At 57.2% G+C, this 18970-nt stretch carries 19 protein-coding genes and 2 pseudogenes; 16 read left to right on the top strand and 5 right to left on the bottom strand.

Features of this window, described 5'->3' with window-relative positions; genetic code table 11:
• Positions 1-128 precede the first annotated feature (128 nt).
• The 11 genes from VD17_RS25540 (at position 129) to VD17_RS25590 (ending at position 10914) form a co-directional block, all read left to right on the top strand.
• Complete coding sequence (locus VD17_RS25540; protein ID WP_046056241.1) at positions 129-1040, top strand: LysR family transcriptional regulator; 912 nt, start codon at positions 129-131, stop codon at positions 1038-1040.
• 219 nt (positions 1041-1259) lie between these two features.
• A complete protein-coding gene (locus VD17_RS25545) occupies positions 1260-2069 on the top strand; it encodes a transporter substrate-binding domain-containing protein (RefSeq protein WP_046056282.1) in 810 nt (269 codons plus the stop codon).
• A gap of 53 nt (positions 2070-2122) precedes the next feature.
• Complete coding sequence (locus VD17_RS25550; protein ID WP_311132812.1) at positions 2123-2944, top strand: amino acid ABC transporter ATP-binding protein; 822 nt, start codon at positions 2123-2125, stop codon at positions 2942-2944.
• An 11-nt stretch (positions 2945-2955) separates the two neighbouring features.
• On the top strand, positions 2956-3627 hold the full coding sequence (locus VD17_RS25555) for an amino acid ABC transporter permease (protein WP_046056242.1): 672 nt from the start codon (positions 2956-2958) through the stop codon (positions 3625-3627).
• A 10-nt stretch (positions 3628-3637) separates the two neighbouring features.
• A complete protein-coding gene (locus VD17_RS25560) occupies positions 3638-4303 on the top strand; it encodes an amino acid ABC transporter permease (protein ID WP_046056243.1) in 666 nt (221 codons plus the stop codon).
• A 37-nt stretch (positions 4304-4340) separates the two neighbouring features.
• Positions 4341-5222 carry a dihydrodipicolinate synthase family protein gene (locus VD17_RS25565; protein WP_046056244.1) on the top strand — a complete coding sequence of 294 codons (882 nt, stop codon included), beginning with the start codon at positions 4341-4343 and terminating at the stop codon, positions 5220-5222.
• Positions 5223-5281: 59 nt separating this feature from the next.
• A complete protein-coding gene (locus VD17_RS25570) occupies positions 5282-6325 on the top strand; it encodes a 4-hydroxyproline epimerase (RefSeq protein WP_046056245.1) in 1044 nt (347 codons plus the stop codon).
• Positions 6322-7620, top strand: a complete 1299-nt coding sequence (locus tag VD17_RS25575; protein WP_046056246.1) for an NAD(P)/FAD-dependent oxidoreductase — start codon at positions 6322-6324, stop codon at positions 7618-7620. Before VD17_RS25570 ends, VD17_RS25575 begins: the two co-directional genes overlap by 4 nt.
• The gene (locus VD17_RS25580; protein ID WP_046056247.1) at positions 7617-9098 is read left to right on the top strand and encodes an aldehyde dehydrogenase family protein; all 1482 of its coding nucleotides are present in this window, start codon (positions 7617-7619) and stop codon (positions 9096-9098) included. The genes VD17_RS25575 and VD17_RS25580 overlap by 4 nt, the downstream gene beginning before the upstream one ends.
• Before the next feature lie 11 nt (positions 9099-9109).
• Positions 9110-10132: a proline racemase family protein gene (locus VD17_RS25585; protein WP_046056248.1), complete on the top strand. Its 1023-nt coding sequence runs from the start codon at positions 9110-9112 to the stop codon at positions 10130-10132.
• Between the two features lie 71 nt (positions 10133-10203).
• A complete protein-coding gene (locus VD17_RS25590) occupies positions 10204-10914 on the top strand; it encodes a GntR family transcriptional regulator (protein ID WP_046056249.1) in 711 nt (236 codons plus the stop codon).
• A 1-nt stretch (position 10915) separates the two neighbouring features.
• Here the strand turns inward: VD17_RS25590 and VD17_RS31860 are convergent.
• Positions 10916-11083, bottom strand: a pseudogene (locus VD17_RS31860) (2Fe-2S iron-sulfur cluster-binding protein); the annotation flags it as partial.
• 3 nt (positions 11084-11086) lie between these two features.
• Here VD17_RS31860 and VD17_RS32335 point away from each other — a divergent pair.
• Positions 11087-11203: pseudogene (locus VD17_RS32335) on the top strand (proline racemase family protein); the annotation flags it as partial.
• Between the two features lie 106 nt (positions 11204-11309).
• A complete protein-coding gene (locus VD17_RS25595; protein ID WP_185753219.1) occupies positions 11310-12323 on the top strand; it encodes a GlxA family transcriptional regulator in 1014 nt (337 codons plus the stop codon).
• Between the two features lie 49 nt (positions 12324-12372).
• Here VD17_RS25595 and VD17_RS25600 read toward each other — a convergent pair whose 3' ends face one another.
• Positions 12373-12813: a hypothetical protein gene (locus tag VD17_RS25600; protein ID WP_185753220.1), complete on the bottom strand. Its 441-nt coding sequence runs from the start codon at positions 12811-12813 to the stop codon at positions 12373-12375.
• Positions 12814-13454: 641 nt separating this feature from the next.
• Here VD17_RS25600 and VD17_RS25605 point away from each other — a divergent pair.
• Positions 13455-14330 (top strand): alpha/beta fold hydrolase, encoded by an 876-nt coding sequence (locus VD17_RS25605; RefSeq protein ID WP_046056251.1) that lies wholly within the window; start codon positions 13455-13457, stop codon positions 14328-14330.
• On the opposite strand, the gene VD17_RS25610 is transcribed toward VD17_RS25605, so the two are convergent.
• Together VD17_RS25610 and VD17_RS25615 are read right to left on the bottom strand one after the other, a co-directional pair.
• The gene (locus VD17_RS25610; protein ID WP_046056252.1) at positions 14304-15071 is read right to left on the bottom strand and encodes a metallophosphoesterase; all 768 of its coding nucleotides are present in this window, start codon (positions 15069-15071) and stop codon (positions 14304-14306) included. The two genes, VD17_RS25605 and VD17_RS25610, sit on opposite strands and share 27 nt — an antisense overlap.
• A 68-nt stretch (positions 15072-15139) precedes the next feature.
• Entirely contained in the window at positions 15140-16351 is a 1212-nt protein-coding gene (locus VD17_RS25615; RefSeq protein ID WP_046056253.1) for a diaminopropionate ammonia-lyase, read from the bottom strand.
• Between the two features lie 138 nt (positions 16352-16489).
• On the opposite strand from VD17_RS25615, the gene VD17_RS25620 reads away from it, so the two are divergent.
• Positions 16490-16966 (top strand): Lrp/AsnC family transcriptional regulator, encoded by a 477-nt coding sequence (locus VD17_RS25620; RefSeq protein WP_046056254.1) that lies wholly within the window; start codon positions 16490-16492, stop codon positions 16964-16966.
• 33 nt (positions 16967-16999) lie between these two features.
• On the opposite strand, the gene VD17_RS25625 is transcribed toward VD17_RS25620, so the two are convergent.
• A complete protein-coding gene (locus VD17_RS25625; RefSeq protein WP_046056255.1) occupies positions 17000-17917 on the bottom strand; it encodes a LysR family transcriptional regulator in 918 nt (305 codons plus the stop codon).
• 109 nt (positions 17918-18026) lie between these two features.
• Here VD17_RS25625 and VD17_RS25630 point away from each other — a divergent pair, with 109 nt between their 5' ends.
• Positions 18027-18866: a HalD/BesD family halogenase gene (locus VD17_RS25630; RefSeq protein ID WP_046056256.1), complete on the top strand. Its 840-nt coding sequence runs from the start codon at positions 18027-18029 to the stop codon at positions 18864-18866.
• Positions 18867-18970: the final 104 nt, after the last annotated feature.

The raw sequence follows: 18970 nt of genomic DNA on the forward strand, positions 1-18970 counted from the left end.
TGCGGCCAATAGTGCGACGGCATAAAACGGCAGCCGCCAGCACTCCCGTGCACCCAAGAAGCTTGCGGCCAATCAAAGGGTGAGTTAAAGCTGAAAGTAATTACGTTTACATTCGGAAAAACTCACCAATGAGCAAGAAGACCCCCCTGAGCCAGGTCAGCGATTTCGATTTGCGCCTGCTCCGGTTGTTTAAGACGGTGGTGCAATGCGGCAGTTTTTCCGCCGCTGAAAGCACTTTGGGTATCAGTCGTTCAGCGATCAGCCTGCACATGAGCGACCTGGAAAAGCGCCTGGGCATGCGGCTATGCCAGCGCGGGCGCGCCGGGTTCGCGCTGACCGATGAGGGCAGGGAGGTGTTGCGATCCAGTGAAGCGGTGTTGGCGGCGATTGAAGGTTTTCGCAGCGAGGTCAATCAGTTGCACAGCCAACTGCGCGGGGACCTGAACATCGGCGTCATGAACAACCTGGTCACCCAGCCGAAAATGCGCATCACCCGTGCATTGAAATCACTGCGTGGCCAAGGGAATGGCGTCACGGTCAACCTGAGCATGAGCACCCCGGGGGAGATCGAGCGAGGTCTGCTGGACGGGCGCCTGCATGTAGGGGCAATCCCTTTGATTACGCCACTTTCAGGGCTTGAATACACGCTGCTCTATGAGGAGCGCTCGAATCTTTATTGCAGCTCGGAGCATCCATTATTTGGTCGTGCGCACCAGGTGACAAATGATGATCTGCGGCATGTCGATGCGGTTGTCCCAAGTTACCGAATGACTGCCGAGGCGATCGGGCTTCATCAACTGCTGGAGTGTGCGGCGACCGCCACGGACCGCGAAGGCATCGCTTTTCTGATCCTCACTGGCAGCTACATCGGTTTTCTTCCCGACCATTTTGCCGCTGGCTGGGTGGAGAAGGGTTTGATGAAACCCCTTGCGCCACAGCGCCTGTATTTCGATGCGCCACTGGCTGTAGTGACCTCGAAAAGTCGCCGCCCGAGCCTGATTCTCGATCACTTCCTCGAAGCCATTCAGCAGACTCTTTAGCTTTCCCCCTCCCCAAAGCGGTCGTCCGACCGCTCGGTCATTTTTCTCATAAATCTTTTCGACACGTGTTGACAGTTCAATTCATTCAAAACTAATCTGCATACAGCGCTGCACACATGATGGCGCACAGTGATGTTGAGTTTGTACCTTCCTGCCTACAAGAACGAAATCATCGGAGAGGTCAAAATGGCTCGGTTCCTTCCTCGCTCCATCCGCAACATGCTCGTTTGTGCATCCGCTATTGGTGCGTTGCTCACTCAGGTCCCAGCCCAGGCGGCTGATGTTTCACTGTGGAAAGACATTCAGAAAACGGGAGTTCTACGGTGTGGGGCTGCCGTCGCGGCGCCTTATGTCATGCGCGACGCCCGTTCTGGTGAATACAGCGGTTACTTCGTGGACCTGTGCCGCGACTTCGGCGAGAGGGTGCTGAAGGTGAAAGTCGAGTTCGTCGACACGAACTGGGACAACCTTGTGGCGGGGTTGCAAGGTGGCAAGTGGGACATGGCCATGGCGCTCAACCAGACACCTGAGCGCGCGCTGGCTGTGAGTTTTTCGGTCGCCGCGACCGACTATCAAGTCTCGTTGCTGATCAATAAAGACAACCCGAAACTGGCCAATGTCGGTAACGCCATTGCGGACTTCGACAAACCTGAAGTGACCTTCGCGGTCATGTCCGGGACGGCTCAGGACAAGGCCATTTCGTCTGTGATCAAGCAAGGCAAGATCATGCGCTTGCCGGGTATGGATGAGGTTCGTCTTGCCGTTATGTCCAAGCGCGCTGACGTGTTGGTCGATGCCAGCGACACCAATCACCTGTTTGCCGTGGCCAACCCAGGCTGGTCGAAGGAAGTGCTGCCCAAGCCCGCCCTGGCCAAGCAAGGTGTGGCGTTCGGTGTTCGACGAGATGTCAGCGCCGCAGACTTGCAGACGTTGAACATCTATCTCACGCAACGCCGTGAGACCGGTGAAATCGATGCGCTGGTCGATAAGGCCTCGCAACTCGCCAACGCCGATAAAACCCCTCAGTAAAAACCCGCCGATGTCGAGCGCGCAGCGGGCTGCGCGCTCTCGGAGAATGTTCGATGAAAGCTTCCAATCTAGCGGCGGTGCCGCTACGGCCTCTGCACGCCTGCGAATCGAAGAGCGGTGAGTTCATTACGCTGCGCGACGTCTATAAATCCTACGGCGAAAACCTGGTGGTGATGGACCACCTGGATCTGGATATGCGGGCTGATGACCGCCTGGTCATCATCGGTCCCAGCGGTAGCGGCAAAAGCTCTTTGCTGCGGGTCATGATGGGGCTCGAGAGTATTCAGGGCGGCACCATTCGATTCCAGGGTAAACCCTATATCGATGGCAATGCCCGAGGCAAAGGCAAGCCAATGGATTACTCGCTGCAAACCCAGGTGGGCATGGTGTTTCAGCATTACACGCTGTTTCCGCACCTCTCCGTGCTGGGCAATCTGATCCTGGCACCGATGAAAGTCCATGGTTTGAGCAAGAGTCAGGCAACCGAGAAGGCTCAGGCACTGCTGGCTCGCCTGGGCCTGGAAAGCAAACTCAACGTTTACCCCAGCCAGTTATCGGGTGGCCAGAAACAGCGTGTGGCGATTGCCCGGGCCTTGATGCTCGAGCCCAAGTTGATGCTGTTCGATGAGGTCACTTCTGCACTCGACCCCGAGATGGTCATCGAGGTGCAGAACGTGATGCTGCAGTTGGCAGAGCAGAAGATGGCAATGATCATAGTCACCCATGACATGCACTTCGCCCGCCATATCGCGACCCGCGTGGTGTTTTGCGCCAACGGCAAAGTGGTCGAGCAAGGCCATCCCGATCAGTTGTTCACTCAGCCCAGGGAACCGCGCACCCGCGAGTTTCTGGAAAAAGTGCTGCACCTGGACTGAGGAGCGCGACCATGAATTATCAATTCGACTTCAACTTTCTCAACGGCAACTTCGGTCTGTTGTGGGATGGCTTGAAAGTCACCCTGCAGTTGGCACTGGTGTCGAACATTGTCGGTCTGGTGCTCGGCTTTGGTCTGTGTCTGCTGACCTTGAGTCGCTGGTTTTTCCTGCGTTGGCCGGCACAGCTGTTCATCGAGTTCTTTCGTTGCACACCGGTGCTGCTGCAAATCGTCTGGTTCTTTTACTGCGTGCCGATGCTTTTCGACGTGTTCATCGACCCCATTACCATGGGCGTGCTTGCGCTGGGCCTGAACCTCACAGCGTTCAACGCCGAAGCCTATCGAGCGGGCGTGCAGGCAGTACCGCGTGAACACCTGGATGCCTGCGTTGCATTGGGCCTGCGCCCCTGGCAGCGAACGCTTTACGTGATTCTTCCGCAAGCGTTGCGAAGTGCCGTACCGGTGTTGATGACCAATGGCATCTCGATCCTTCAGCAAAGTGCGCTGGTGGCGATCGTCGCCGTGGCGGACCTGATGTACGTCGGCAAAAGCATCGCGACCGAAGCCTACCGTCCGCTGGAAACCTACTCGCTGATCGCGCTCATCTACTTCGCCCTGTCGCTGCCCATTGCTCAGTTCGTGCAGTGGCTGGAACGTCGTCAGGACGCTGCGCTCGCGCGCTGAGGAGACTGTCATGAATCTTGATTTTACCGTGGTGTTCTCTTACTGGCAGGCCTTGCTGCAGGGGCTGGCGCTGACGCTGGCGTTCACCGTGGGGTGCGCCATTCTGGGCAGTCTGTGCGGTTTTCTATTGAGCTTGCTACGAGCTTCCCGTAGTCGCTGGTTAAGCGTACCTGCCGGTCTCTATGTGGAGTTGTTCCGCGGCACGCCTCTGCTGATTCAACTGTTCTGGGTGTTCTTCTGCTTCCCGGTGGTGTTCGGCATCGATGTGCCGCCCTACGTGTCGGTACTGCTGGCGCTGACCCTGTACATGACTGCCATCACCAGCGAGACCTTCCGCGGCGCCCTGAAATCCATCCCCGGCGAACAACACGATGCGTGCGTCGCATTGGGCCTGGCCTCGTGGAACAAGACGATCTTCGTGGTGTTTCCCCAGGCCTTGCTGCGGGGCATTCCGCCGCTGCTCTCCAATGTGGTTTCGCTGTTCAAGGAGAGCGCGCTGATTTCCTCGGTGGGCATCGCCGACTTGATGTTCGTCGGCCAGAACATCTCCAACAGCACGGCCCGCCCGGTCGAGTTTCTCTCCGCGGTGGCTGTGATCTATTTCCTCGTAGCGTTCCCGTTGACCCGCCTGGTCGGCGTGATCGAGACGCGGATGCTGCGACGTTATGCGTACTAATCCAACCCTGTCATCCAACTTAAGTGGAGTGTCTTCAATGACTCAACTCAAAGGCATCCTGCCTGCTCTGGTCACGCCTTTCGACAAGGCCGGCAATGTCAATTACGACATGCTCTCCAACATTATCGAGTTCCAACTCAAGGCTGGCGTCAAAGGTTTCGTGCCGCTGGGTTCCACCGGTGAGTATTACGCCCTGACCAATGAAGAGCGGCGTCAGGTTCTGGCGACCGTGCGCGAAGTAGTGGGCGACCGTGGTGTGCTGATTGCCGGTGCCAATGGGTCCTGCACCCGTGAGGTCATCGAACAGGTCAAGCAGACCCGCGATGCGGGCTACACCAACCTGCTGATCGCGCCACCGTATTACGCACTGCCATCGCAGGAAGAGCTGATCGGTCACTACCAGGCGATTCTCGATGCAGCGCCCGATATCAACGTGGTGTTGTACAACTACCCGGTACGCACCAACGTCGAAGTTGGCTTCGGCGTACTGGATGCCTTCAAGGACAACGAGCGCGTGATCGGCATCAAGGAAAGCAGCGGCAACCTGCTGCGCGCCATCGAAATTGGCGGCACCTACAAGGACAACTATCAGCTGTCGTGCGGTTCCGATGACCAGGCGCTGGACTTCTTCCTGTGGGGCGCTACCAGCTGGATCTGCGGCCCGGCCAACTGCCTGACTCAACAGGTCTGCGATTTTTACACCCAGTACACCAGCGGGGATCTGGCGGGTGCCCAAGCCATCGTGCGCTCGCTGTTCCCTGTATTGGCGGACATGGAATCCGGCAAGTTCATTCAGAAGGTCAAGTACGGCTGTGAATTGGCGGGTTTTGAAGCCGGCAACGCGCGGATGCCGCTGCAACCACTGACCACCGAAGAGAAGGCCAGCTTCCGCAAGGCTTTCGAACTGGCTCAAGGTTAAGGGTGCCTGCCGCATCGGTCGCCACGCACGGCCGATGTGGCTCTACGGAGTGATATGACATGACCCGACACGTTTTCAACTGTATCGAAGGCCATACCGAAGGCATGCCGGTGCGCATGGTCGTCGCCGGAGCGCCGCAGCTTAAAGGCGCGACCATGAGCGAACGGCGCGAACATTTCACGGCCGAGTTCGACTGGGTGCGCCGCGCCTTGATGCTGGAGCCGCGCGGCCATTCGCACATGTCGGGCACGATTTTCTATCCGCCGATGCGTGCTGACAGTGACTTCAGCCTGCTGTTCATCGAGACCTCGGGCTGCCTGCCAATGTGCGGGCATGCCACCTTGGGTTCCATTACCTTTGCGCTCGAGACCGGGCTGATCGAACCCAAGGTCCCGGGGACCGTGGTGGTCGACGTTCCGGCGGGCCAGATTCACGCCACCTATACCCGTAGCGGCGATAAAGTCAGCTCGGTGTGTTTCACCAATGTGCCGTCCTTTTTGCTGCACCGTGATCTGACTATCGACTTCCCACCACTTGGGGTGTTGAAAGTCGACATCGCTTACGGCGGCAACTTTTATCCGATTATCGACGTGCAGCCCAATTACCCGGGGTGTGAACATTTCACCCCGCAGCAACTGCTGGAGTGGGGGCGAGAAATGCAGGATCTGGTCAACCTATCCGTGGACGTGATTCACCCGCAAAACCCGGCGATCAGAGGCGTCAAACACTGTATGTGGACAGGCGCGCCGTTGTCGACCGAGTCCCAGGGCCGAGCGGTGGTCATTGCCGGCGCCAGCCTCATCGATCGTTCGCCATGCGGTACCGGTAGCTCGGCCCGGGTCGCTCAGCGATTTGCCCGTGGCTGGATGGCCGAAGACGCTGCTTATCGCCATGAAAGCCTGATCGGCAGTTTTTTCGTGGGGCGTGTGGCGCAGCAGCTTCAATTGGAAGATGGCCGTCCTGCGATTCGTCCCAGTATCGAAGGACGGGCATGGATCACTGGCCGCGCCGAGTTTATTGTCGACGATACCCAACCTTGGTGGGACGGCTTCAGTCTGGAAGATTATGCCGCTCCGGCCTCTGCTCAAGAGACTTCCCAATGATACCTTTGCGCTCAACTGCACAAGAACCCGCCTTTCGCGAAATGGCCGTTGTGGTGGGCGGGGGCATCGTTGGCGTCTGTTGTGCCCTGTACCTGCAACGGGAAGGTTATGCGGTCACGGTGATTGACCCGGCAGCGGCGGGGGACAGCACCGCCAAGTGGAGTTGCGGGCAGATGGCGGTCAGCGAAGTTATTCCGCTGTCCAAGCCGGGGATTCTGAAAAAAATACCCGGCTGGCTGCTCGACCAGAAAGGGCCCCTGGCGTTAAGACCCGGCGCATTGCCCGGCATTTTGCCGTGGTTCCTGCGATTTTTGGCCTGTGCCCGGCACTCGAAAATTGTCGAAATTTCCGAGGACATGGCGACGCTTACGCATCATGTCTATGAAGACTACGCGCCCTTGCTGGACGCGTGCCCGGACAAGACCCTGATGGGGAAGAGACCGATCATCGAGGTGTTCGACTCACCATCGGGTCTGGATCATGAGCGCCCTCATCTTGAGCTGCGCAAAACCCTGGGCTTCAAATCCGAGGTGCTGGACCGTGCCGCTATCTCGGACCTCGAACCTTCTCTGGCGGGTAAATTCAGCCACGGCTTGCTGTTTCCGGACTGGCGCGCGGTCAGCGACACCCAAGGCTTCATCGCGGCACTCACGCAAAGCTTTATCGATCAGGGCGGCGTTCGTGTGCGTGCTCAGGTCAAACACATCGATGAAGTGGCCGACCGTGCCAGCGGTGTCACCCTCACCAACGGTGAACGCTACGCTGCCGACCATGTGGTGATTGCCGCGGGAACCGGCTCACGGCAGTTTTTCGAACAGATCGGCGCTCAGGTTCCCTTGGCTGGCATCGCTGGCTATCAAGTGCTGTTGCCGACACCTGGGGTGGAAGTCCGCCACTCGGTGATCTACGCCGATGGCGGGTTCTGCTTCAGCCCGATGACCCGAGGCCTGCAGATCGGCGGAACCATCGAATTCGCCAGCCCGAATGCCGAACCTAATTTCAAACGCGCCGACATCATTCTTGAGAAAGCCCGAAAAATTCTTCCTCAGTTGCAACTGGACAACATTGAGTACGGCGTCGGCTATCGCCCGTTTCTTCCCGACACTAAACCGGTTATTGATCGCAGCAGCCGGCTATCGAACGTGTTCCTGGCGTTTGGCCACGGCCAGCTCGGCCTGACATTAGGTGCGACGACCGGGCGACTGATTGCCGACATGGTCGCCGGTCGCACACCCGCCCAGGACTTGAGCCCTTTTAGCGCCAGGCGCTTTGCCCTATTTGGAGACCACGCATGAAATCCTATGATCAGCTGTACATCGACGGCCAGTGGGTTCGCCCGAAGAAAGGTGGCACGTTTGACACCATCGACCCCAGCAATGAGTCAGTCATCACCCAGGTCGGAGCAGCAACGGCAGAAGATGTCGACCTGGCAGTAAGCGCCGCGCGCCGTGCTTTCGATGAAGGTCCGTGGCCGCAAATGACCGGCGCTGAACGTGCGACGGTTCTGCGGGCAATCGCCAGTGGTATTCGCGAACGCCAGGACAAACTTGCCGAGCTGGAGGTCCGAGACAACGGCAAACCATTGCCTGAAGCCCTTTGGGACATTGGTGATACGGCGGGCTGCTTCGACTTTTACGCCGACCTAGCCGACGATCTCGATGGGCACCGTGAACAGCGCATTTCGCTCGCCGATGAACGCTTCACTTCCATCGCGCGCAAGGAGCCGATGGGTGTCGCCGGGGCCATCATTCCCTGGAACTTCCCGATGCTGATGGCCGCCTGGAAAGTGGCCCCAGCCTTGGCTGCCGGCTGCTGCATGGTGCTCAAACCATCGGAGCTGACGCCGTTGACCGCCCTGGAACTGGCGGACATCGCCCATCAGGCTGGTTTACCTGCCGGCGTGCTCAATGTCGTGACAGGGTTGGGGCAGGAGGCCGGCGCACCGCTGAGCGAGCATCCGGGTATCGACAAACTGGCCTTCACCGGTAGCGTTCCGACAGGCACCAGGATCATGCAAGCTGCCGCCCGAGATATCAAAAACATCAGCCTGGAGCTGGGTGGCAAGTCTCCCTTCATCATCTTCGACGACAGCGATATCGAAGCGGCCGTCGAATGGATCATGTTCGGGATTTTCTGGAACCAGGGTGAGGTGTGTTCGGCGACGTCGCGGGTGCTGGTCCAGCGTGAGCTGTATGAGCCTTTGCTCAAACGCCTGGTGGAGCAGACCCAGAGCCTGAGCATCGGCAACGGGATGCGCGAAGGCGTGCTGCTTGGCCCGCTGGTAAGCCGGGGCCAGTACGACAAAGTCCTGGAAGCCATCGCCCGTGGTCGGGAGGAGGGTGCAACATTGCTTACCGGCGGTACCCGCCCGGCGAACTGCGACAAGGGTTATTTCCTGACACCGGCGATCTTTGCCGACGTGCCCTATAACAGCTGGATCTGGAAAGAAGAAATCTTCGGGCCGGTGGTGTGCGTTCGTCCTTTCGACGATGAAGCTGAAGCACTGCGTAGCGCTAACGACTCGCGCTTCGGACTGGCCGCTGCGGTCATGTCGCGAGATCTGGAGCGAGCCGAACGCGTCGCTCGGCGGCTGCGAGCGGGCATCGTCTGGATCAACTGCTCGCAACCAACCTTTACCGAAGCCCCGTGGGGCGGTTACAAACAAAGCGGTATCGGACGCGAACTGGGGGAGTGGGGGCTGAACAACTACCTGGAAACCAAGCAGATCACCCGCTATGACAGCGAACAGCCGTGGGGCTGGTACATCAAGTAAAGGAGCCCGTTATGCGCTGGAAAAAAACGCTGCAAATGGCCGATGTGCATTGCGAAGGTGAGATCGGCAAAGTCATCACCGGTGGGGTCATTGATATTCCCGGCAAGACCATGCTCGACAAGATGAATTACATCAATGAAGTCGACGACAGTCTTAGAAGGCTGGTGATTCTCGAGCCGCGTGGTTGCCTGCAAATGTCGGTGAACCTGCTATTGCCACCGACCCGACCCGAAGCCCAGGCCGGTTTCATCGTGCTGCAGGCGGACAAGGCTCATCCCATGTCCGGCAGCAACTGCATTTGTGTGGTGACGGCACTGCTGGAACTCGGAATGTTGCCGATGGAGGAACCCGTTACCACGGTCGTGCTCGACACGCCTGCCGGTTTGGTGACGGCCCGTGCCCTGTGCGAGGACGGGCGCTGCCGGAGCGTCTCGCTCGATATGGTGCCCTCCTTTGTCGAACAACTGGACGTCCCGATCCAGACGGCGGAATTCGGCTGCATCAAGGCGGATATCGCCTTCGGCGGTGTGTATTACGCGTTGGTGGACGTTGATCAGGTCGGTTTGACCATCGCCCCCGAAAACGCTCGTGAACTGGCGACTCAGGGTGTCCGCCTGAAAGGCCTGATCAATCAGCAGGTGAAGGTCAGTCACCCGTTGTTCAAAGAGCTCAACGAAGTGGCGTATGTGATGTTCCGCAATCGCCTGGACAAAAGCACCTACCAGACCTGCACCACGCTGCCACCAGGGCGGGTTGACCGGTCACCCTGCGGGACGGGCAGTTCCGCCAATCTGGCGACCTTGAGTGCACGAGGTTTGGTCGAAGTGGGGGACAAGCTCACTTCACGGTCCACCATCGGCGGTGAGTTTCAGGTTGAACTGCTGGGGTTGACGGAAGTGGCGGGGAAACCCGCGGTTCTGCCCAGAATCACCGGGCGGGCCTGGATCTACGGGTTGCATCAGATCGGGGTCGACCCGGACGATCCCCTGGCAGAAGGCTTCATGCTGAGCGATACCTGGGGTGAAGGTTTTTAACTATCCCCAGACGGGTGTTAAAGTTGCAGGCTGGTCGGATAACTGGCCTGCACCGCTGAGAACATGACCTTATGAGCAAAGAAACGACTGAAGTCGCCAGTGGTGCGAAACGCCATGGCGGTCGCTATATCTACGAAGAATTGCGCAAGCAGATCCTGACGTTGAAGCTCAAGCCGGGCATGCCGCTGGACGAGGTCTCTCTAGCCGCCCAATTTGGTCTTTCCCGGTCTCCAGTGCGAGATGCGCTTGCCCGTTTGATCAGCGAAGGGTTGGTCACCATTCTGCCGAACCGCACGCTGTTGGTGACGCCCTTCGAAATCGAAGAATTCCCCAATTATATTTCCGCCCTGGACCTGATTCAGCGCGCGGTGACAAGGCTTGCGGCCCTGCAGCGCACTGAAGATGATCTGGTGCGTATACGTGCGGCCGACGCAGCTTATCTGCATGCGGTCAGTACCGGAGACTTCCAGGCCATGTCCGAGACCAACAAGGCCTTTCACATGGCGATCGCCGAAGCCGGGAAAAACCCGTACTTCATCAGTTACTACGAAAAGCTGTTGGGTGAAGGCCAGCGCCTGCTGCATCTGCACTTCGACTACATCATCAGTGCAGCTAGTAAGACAACACGATTAGGTCGAGACCACGATGAAATCGTGAATGCCATTGAGGCGCGCAAACCCGATGAAGCCGAGAATGCGGCGCACGAGCATACGATGCTTTTTCAACGACGGTTTCTGGCTTACATGCAGCAGAACCTTACTGAGAAAATGTCAGTGGGTTAGCTTACAAATCGATCACAAGGTTTGACGTAGGTTTACTGCAACAGAGCAAGCGCAGCCCTTTGTCGATTTCACGCTGGCGGATGCCGCCGTTGTGATTCATCTCCACCGTGCCTTGCAGCACGGCTGTTTTACAGGTGCCACATACCTCTTGGCTGCAGGAAGAGGGGACTTAATCGGAACGTTTGACGGCATCAGACCCAGTATCGGTGGCTGGACGCAGATTACCGGGCACAACACTATTTTCATCGGCGATAAGAACCCTCTACGTCACGGCTTTCAGCTGGCCTGATCAATCGTAAAATGGCGCTAGTGGTTTTGAAACTTCTACAGTTAGCATTGAGGTTTATCAACGCACCTAACGACAGGTTGGGTTACGTCACCAAGTAGGCCGAACATTGATCGAACGACGCCAATTTAGCGGAGGCATGAAGGGGAAAAATCTCCGCTATCTGAATGAGAACCCCAACGAGAAAACTCAAATGGTTCGGGCAGGATTTCTGTTGCTTGAGCATTTCTCGCTGCCCGCATTCACGCAAGCACTGGATACGATTGTCACCGCCAATCTTCTGCGACCCGGGTTGTTCTCTTCCCGAACGTTCGGCTTGACCGATGAGGAGGTCATCAGCGACCTGGGCCTGGTCATTCGGCCGGATACCCGTTTCGATTGTTCAGCGATCCACGACCTGGACCTTCTGGTCATTTGCGGCGGCTACAGGACAGAGCTCAAAGCGACGGATGACCTCATCTCCCTGTTGAGGGCCGCGTCAGACCAAGGTGTCAGTCTGGCCGGGTTGTGGAATGGCGCATGGTTCCTGGGAAGGGCAGGCTTGCTTGACGGATATCGTTGCGCGATTCATCCCGAACATCGCCCCGCGCTCGCGGAAATCTCCAAGGCGACGCATGTCACCAGCGAGCCCTACGTCATTGATCGAGACCGGCTCACGGCTTCCAGTCCCTCGGGGGCATTTCACATGGCGCTGGACTGGATCAAAGGTCTGCACGACAAAGCCCTTGTCGAGGGTATCGAGGACATCCTGGCTTTCGAGGAGTCACGGTATCGGCGCATAAAACCGACTGAAAATGTCTGCGTGAGTGCGCCGTTACGCGAGGTGGTGAAGCTGATGGATGCCAACCTCGAGGAGCCTCTGGAGTTGGAGCAGTTGGCGGTTTACGCAGGCCGTTCGCGTCGACAACTCGAGCGCTTGTTCAAGGAGCAACTGGGCACAACGCCGCAACGGTATTACATGGAATTGCGGATTACCGAAGCGCGTCGCTTGCTCCAGCACACGGAGCTGTCCCAGGTGGACGTGCTGGTTGCGTGTGGTTTTGTATCGCCGAGCCATTTCAGCAAGTGCTATAGCTCGTACTTCGGATACAGGCCTTCCAAGGAAACGCGACTGGTCAAATAGCACTGCTTTTTGAGTCTGTGCTTACTCCTGATTTGCGCAGCTTTTTTGGTTACGGACGGCGGCTTGCCCGGTAGGTGTATCGCAAACCCATCAACAGAAACAGGGTGATCAGGGCGAAGGCCAACCCACGAGACATCGCCGGTTTAACCAATGGCACAAGGTTATCTTGTTGACAGGCTGCGCTATCGGCTTCCACGACGGTGATTTGCCCGTAGTCTGTCAGGTGCAGCTTTTCGCTATTCAGGATCGCCGACTGTTGCTCCAGATCCAAAGCCTGATACTTCCAGAGCGTTGGCGATCCTTCTCGGCAATAGGTGAACGTTTTCGGGTTTGACGCGGCAATAATACAAGCGTCGTTGATACCCCGTTTTTTCAGCGTTTCAGCAGCCGACCTTGTGAAGTCCAGGTCGAGGACGGGAATGATCCCTGTGGCAGAAGCCGCGACCGAAACCAAAAGGGTGCCCGCGAAGCAGATTGTTGAAATTTTCAAGGTAGGGTTCTCCTTGTTGATTTTTTATTTTTATATTTGCGCGCGGAGCGTGGCCAGCCTGTCTTTAATGAAGTTCGGCAATCAATAAGCCAGCCAGCTCTGGCGGGCCAAAGTCCCCAACCTTGGGGGTGTTCCTGAAAGTGGAGCGGTCTGCCTCAGCACCAGCGCTCGCCTGCCAAGCCCTGGCAGGCATAAACACTCGACATTCCGCAAAGATGGCCAGGCCCCGCAAAGAGGCCAAAGCAAGGCCTGAGCCAATAGCCAGGTATTTCGACGAGACCGATGACTCGGGGGCGTCTGCGGAGCTTTCGACCGTCACACCTTCTTCGACGCAATAACTCGTCTGCGTTCTTGCAGACGAGGAAATCCCTGCTTAACTCTGAACATATGGTCAGCCAGTGACTCATTAGTCACGGTGGCCATCCGAGCACCCTCGCGCTGTTGTCGCTTGTCCGTGTTTCCAGATTAAGCCCGAGGAGGCCTATGCGTTGACGTTTGAAAATCACCCTGAGTTATTAGTTATTAATGTATTGGCCTGGCACTTCACTGTCAGGTCCACGTGTTCTGCTGTCTGCGACAGGGCCCTGTGGGCATCCCAAACGCTGTGCGCTTAGTCCAATGGGTTCAAGGAAGTAAATGTCATGATGCCGAAAACTGCCATCGTCGAGATCTGCGGGAAGTACAAGGTTTATACCGAGCACTATCTCAACACTGCCGCTGATAAGACCATCATTCTGGTCAACGGCTCACTGGCAACGACCGCATCTTTTGCCCAAACGGTGCGTTACCTGCAGCCGCGATTCAATGTGGTTCTCTACGACCAGCCCTACGCCGGTCAGTCGAAGGAACACAACCTCCACGGCCAACCGATCCGAAAGGAAGACGAGGCCGCGATACTGCTGGATTTAATCGAACACTTTGGTGCGCACCACGTGCTGTCCTTTTCCTGGGGCGGTGCGGCCACTTTGTTGGCGCTGGCTCAACGGCCGCGACGTATCGAGAAGGCGGTGATCAATTCATTCGCAGCGCGTATCAATACACCGATGCGCGATTACCTGGAGAGCGGCCTGAACCACCTCCAGGCTTGTGACCGCCTCAATGTCGGTCGCTTGATCAACAGCACAATCGGCAAGCACCTGCCGTCGCTGTTCAAACGCTTTAATGACCGCCATGTCAGAAGCCTGGACGAGCATGAGTACAGGCAGATGCATTTCCACGTCAATGAGGTGCTGACCCAAGACACCCATTGCTATGTCGCCTGTGCCGCGGCCATCGAAATACCGCTGCTGTTTGTCAACGGCGAATGGGATGAGTACACCTCGGTCGAAGACGCCCGGCTGTTCGCCGATCATGCGGCTCAGTCCCGGTTCCATACCATCAGGAACGCCGGGCACTTCCTCGATATGGAACATGCAGCGGCCTGGCAAGACACCCGGCAGGCCTTGCTCGGTTTTCTGGACCCGGCTTCCAGGAGGCAAGGCCGCGTTGCCTCAGAGATCCAGGTCAATCACGTATGAGCGATTAAATTCCGGGTTTTCATTAATGCCATTTTTGGCATAGCCCCGGGGGTTGCAAATGACGCGAGTGTTGCCCACCTGGTAGTCAAAGCTCCCATGGGTATGGCCATGCAGCCAAAGTGCCGGCTGCCAGACTTTGATCCGGTCTTCGAGGTCTGAAACAAAACTCGCGTTAATCGGCGAATTCTCAAACAGCGGGCTTATGCTCAACCGTGTCGGTGCAAAATGCGAAACCACCACCGTGGGAGTGGTGCTGTCGCGGGTGAAGCAGTCTTCCAGCCAGGCGACTGTCTGTAAAAAAATCAGTTGGGAAATTGCCGGGCTGAACAGGTCTGGAAAATCTGGCGAGATTTTTATATGGGTGAAGTCCCGCATGAGCTTCGTAGCCAGATCAACACCCTGTGCCCGATGCTCCGCAGAATCGAAAAGTCGATAGTCAGACCACAGCGTGCAACCCAAAAAACGCACGCCGTTGTGGACATACTCCGAGCGTTCCAATACGTGGATCTGTGTGCCTTGCGACAACCTGTTCAAGTGCTCGTAGGTAGAGATCAAGTCGCTGCCATAAAACTCGTGATTCCCTGCCACGTACACGATCGGAACAGGGCACGATCTGGCCCACTCAATGGCCATGGCCGGTCGGGAGATGTCTCCCGCGAGGACGACTATGTCGGCATCCACATCGGGAAAAGGTAACGCGTTGACGGACAAATGGATGTCTGACAGCAAGGCGATGCGCATCGATCAACTCCTACCTGTTTTGAATGGCAGCCCATTCTACTGACAAGTTGATTACCTCCTGCCACACCTTATTTGCGTTGCAGCCAGATGTGTTGGCGTTGCAGAACCGATAGAGCCGTCTCTCCCACCAGTTCGCCGTAAACGGCAGGCGCGGTGGCGCCTTCGGTGCTGATGAGCAGAACCCGTGAGCACTCATCAATGCCCACTTCAGCGGCCAGGTGGGGCGACTTGAGCAACTGGATCAACCCCGCGAGCCCGGCCACCGCCGACTCACCGGCCACCAGCGGAACGTCCCGATCACTGCCCCGCGCCAGCCTGCGCATGGCGTTGACGGCATCCTCATCTTCAATCGTCATGAAATGGTCGATGCTGGTCTGCAGGAATTTCCAGGCCAGGGGCGAGGTTTCACCGCAGGCCAGCCCGGCCATCACGGAATCCACCGAGCCTCGGGTTTTCGCCGCATGGCCGGCGAGGGCGCTTTGGAAGAGGCAGTCGGCCTGTTGCGGTTCGACAACAATCATCGCGGGCCGCGCTTTGCCATAAAGCTCCCAGAAGTAACTGGCGATTCCAGCCGCCAGACCACCTACGCCCCCCTGAAGGAATACGTGAGTGAAGGTTTGGCCACTGACCTGCTCAACGATTTCCGCTGCAATAGTGCCGTAGCCTTGCATCACATCCCGGGGAATGTCTTCGTAGCCCTCGTAGGAGGTGTCGGACACCACTTGCCAGTCGTGCTCGACAGCCAGCGCGGCGGCTTCATCTACCGATTCATCGTAGTTGCCGGGGACTCGCACGATCTGCGCACCATAGGCGGCGATGGCCTGTTCCCGTTCGATGCTGACGTTGACGTGCAGCACAATGACGCAACGGCAACCGACGCTTTGTGCCGCCGCGGCGAGGGCACGGCCGTGGTTGCCGTCGGTGGCGCTGATCACCGTAAAGTCCTTCAAGGCGTCGCGGTAATCGCCCATCAGCAGGCCACGGGGTTCGAAAGGGTGTTCGGGGAACAGGCGCAAGATTAACCGCACCAGGGCAATCGATGCGCCCAGCGCTTTGAAACTCCCCAGCGGCGAACGGCTTGACTCATCCTTGATCAGGAGCTCGGCGATACCAAGATTGGCGGCCAGGTCTGGCAGGCTGAACAAGGGCGTGCTGGCGCGGTTGAGTGTGTTCCAGTTCGCCAGCCAGGTGCGGCTTTCGGCGGCTGTCTGAATGTTCAGGATGGCCTTGAGGTCATCGGGATAGGTATTACGGCTGGCGTTGGGGTTGGCGATCAGCATCGTCGGCTCCAGGTGGTGGGCAGCGGAGTGAAATAATATCTCGCCGCTGTCACACTAATTTCTTGAAGTTGGCACCGTCGCCGCACTTTAATTACCCATTCATGCGGTTTACATCAATTTTATTGCGAGCCCCTCACCATGAGTCTCGATGCCTTCGACCTGAAGCTGATTGCCGAAGTCCAGCAAGATGCCGGCCTTTCCCAAAGCGAACTGGGCGCGCGGGTCAATTTGTCCTCGGCCGCCGTCAACCGCCGCCTTAAACGCCTGACTCAGGACGGCTTCATCAAAGGCACTGTGGCTGTGGTGGATCAAGAGAAACTCGGCTACCCGCTGACCATCGTCGCCCAAGTCGAAGTGGAGAGTGAGCGTCTGGATTTGCTGGATGCCATGAAGCGCAGCTTCGCCAACTGCCCGCAGGTGCAGCAGTGTTACTACGTGGCCGGGGAGTGGGACTTTGTGCTGGTGCTGGCGGTGCGCAACATGGAGCAGTACACAGAACTGACGCGTGAGTTGTTTTTCGAGAACAACAATGTGAAGCGGTTCAAGACGCTGGTTTCCATGAGCAACGTCAAGGTGGGATTGCAGGTGCCGGTGGAGGAGGAGACCGGCCACTGACTATGTTGCCCACGCTCGTCTCGGGCTTTCTGGCTAGGCATAGCCATTCTCGGATTTCCCAGCATGTTTAATCCAACTGGTCAGCTCGGTGACCAGTTGATTGACTTCACTGCCTTCGGGCTCGGAGGGGCGAATAATCGCGTTCCAGGCGATATCCAGCCCGTCATTCAGGGCTGCCCATGCAAGCTCTCCGCGCTCAAGACTGGGCGTCACCAAGTCGCGTTGCAAAATGCTGATTCCGTATCCCGAGCGCACCAGTTCGACGATGGCTTCAATCAACTCCACGGTAATCATTCGGCGCGGCAAAATACTCGCGGGCGCGAAGAACCGGTCATATTCCCAGCCGCTTGCGCGGTCCGTTGAATACGTCACCAGGTTGTAAGTTTTGAAGTCTTCGGCATAAATGTTTTTCCTCTGCGCCAGTGGGTGATCGGTTGCCATGATCGCAATCAGGTCGTCACGGAAAAGCGGCAACTTGGCAACACCACTCGGCACCATACCGTCATCAATAATCGACACATCGAGCCTGCCTTGCATCAGGCTGGCATAAACATCGTTACGGGGCACGGTCACCAGTGTTATTTCGATGTCTGGACGAAGACTGGAGTAATGCTTGATAAATTTTGGAATCCAGCGAAACGGTCCGTATGAGGTGACACCCATACGCACAAAGGCGGTGACCCCGCCTGCCATGGATCTGGCCTCCGCCTCCGCTTCGTTAAGAATCGCGATGATGTCCCTTGCTGCTCGCTCCAGGCGCACACCCGCAGGGCTGAGTCGCAACTTTCCCCCTGAGCGCTCTGTCAGGCTCACGCCAAGCCGGCGTTCCGCCTCCCGCATGCGATGACTGACGGCTGAAGGTGTCAGCCATAGACGCTCGGCCACAGCGGTCACCGAATCGACTTCCGACAGGGTTTGCAGCATCACGAGGTGATCCAGGGTGAGTCTCATAGGTTATGACCTGAAAATAATTCACAAAATAGCGTAAAAATATGAGCGTGACTTGTTTTTGCCTCCGATGCAATCTGACTCCAGCAAGAGCCACCGGAGACCAATAATCATGCCTATGCTGCCTCTCACACCCGCCGTAACCCTGGGCGATGTCATCGACCTAGAGCGTTATCCCATTACCGATCGAACCCACCCCGCTTATCGGGCGCTGGTTACTCAAAGCCAATCATTGCTCGGCCAGGAAGGCGTCGCGATCTTCCCGGGATTTGTCCGTGATGAGTCGGTTGCAACGATGGCGGATCAAACGCTTGCACTGCACCCGCGCATGTTTCATTTCCGGGAAAACCACACGGTTTATTTCAAACCTCAAGAGGAAAGCGTTGATTCAGGGCATCCCCTGCGGCGTTTGATGAAAACCGAAAAAGATACCGTCGCCTACGCGGATATTCCTGCCGACAACTTGATCAGGCGGATCTATGAATCGGACGAAGTGCTTTCTTTCATCAAGGACGTGTTGGGTCTGGGCACGCTCTATCGCCATGCAGACCCATTAGCTGCACTTAACTTGCAGGGCTTTACGACGGGACAGCAATTGGGGTGGCATTTTGATCGCTCCGACTTCAGCGTCACGCTGTCACTCCAGGCCGCAAGTGCCGGCGGGGATTTTGAATATGTACGCATGCTTCGCAATGAGGACGACGACTGTTATGACGCGGTCAGGCAATTCCTTGATAACCCCGACACCCAGCAGATAGAGGTTCTGCCTCAAGTGCCTGGAACACTGACATTGTTTCGCGGCCGCTATTCACTGCATCGTGTTACGCCGGTGGTGGGGGACAGGTTAAGACTCAACGCTGTATTGGCTTACGTGGATCAGCCAAATGTCGAGTTCAGCGCCTATGCCCGTCAATTGTTTTACGGGCGCACCACGGTAGAGCCTTTGAATTAAGTTACCAATCAACAATAAAACTATTCACTCACTCCATCGCTTCACGTGTATGCACAGGCACCTGTCCACGTTAGATCTGATGGCACTCGCTTGCCTCTTTTGTA

Source organism: Pseudomonas fluorescens (assembly GCF_000968015.1).
GTDB lineage: Bacteria > Pseudomonadota > Gammaproteobacteria > Pseudomonadales > Pseudomonadaceae > Aquipseudomonas > Aquipseudomonas fluorescens_W.